Source organism: Streptomyces glaucescens, from assembly GCF_002154375.1.
In the GTDB taxonomy this organism is placed as follows: Bacteria; Actinomycetota; Actinomycetes; order Streptomycetales; family Streptomycetaceae; genus Streptomyces; species Streptomyces glaucescens.
The window spans coordinates 1-843 of record NZ_MUND01000505.1; the positions used below are offsets into that span (position 1 = coordinate 1).

Genomic DNA, 843 nt, shown 5'->3' on the forward strand with positions numbered 1-843 from the left:
GCCGGCCGGTACGAACTGGCCACGCTCATCGGGCAGGGCGGCATGGGCCAGGTCTGGACGGCCTACGACCGGCGCCTCGACCGGCGCGTCGCGGTGAAGCTGCTGCGCCCCGACAAGGTGGCCGGCCAGGAGGCCGACGAGCTGCGCCGCCGCTTCGTGCGCGAGTGCCGGGTGACCGCGCAGGTCGACCACCCCGGCCTGGTGACCGTGCACGACGCGGGCAGCGAGGGCGAGGAGCTGTTCCTCGTCATGCAGTACGTGGACGGCGCGGACCTCTCCGACCACCTCGCCGAGCACGACCCGTACCCGTGGCAGTGGGCGGTCGCGGTAGCCGCGCAGCTGTGCGCCGTGCTGAGCGCCGTGCACGCGGTGCCGATCGTGCACCGCGACCTCAAGCCGCGCAACGTGATGGTCAAGCAGGACGGCACGGTCACCGTGCTCGACCTGGGCGTCGCGTCCGTCATGGACAGCGACACCACGCGGCTCACGCACACCGGCTCGCCGATCGGCTCGCCCGCCTACATGGCGCCCGAGCAGGCGATGGGCGGCGCCGTCGGCCCGTACACCGACCTGTACGCGCTCGGCGTGCTGCTGCACGAGCTGCTCAGCGGGGACGTGCCCTTCGCGGGCTCCACGGCCCTCGGGGTGCTGCACCGGCATCTGTACGAGCCGCCGCTGCCCGTGCGCCGGATCCGCCCCGAGGTGCCCGAGGCGCTGGAGTCCCTGGTCCTGCGGCTGCTCGCCAAGGACCCGCAGCACCGGCCCGGCTCCGCGCAGGAGGTGTACGAGGAACTGGCGGTCCTGCTGCCCACCCGCGGCATGCCCAGCGGGGCGCCCCTGGAC

1 protein-coding gene is annotated in these 843 nt (G+C 74.1%); it reads left to right on the forward strand.

Annotated elements, in window-relative coordinates; genetic code table 11:
* The coding region (locus tag CCN42_RS29690) for a serine/threonine-protein kinase (protein ID WP_143662052.1) at positions 1-843 on the forward strand (843 nt) is incomplete at both ends.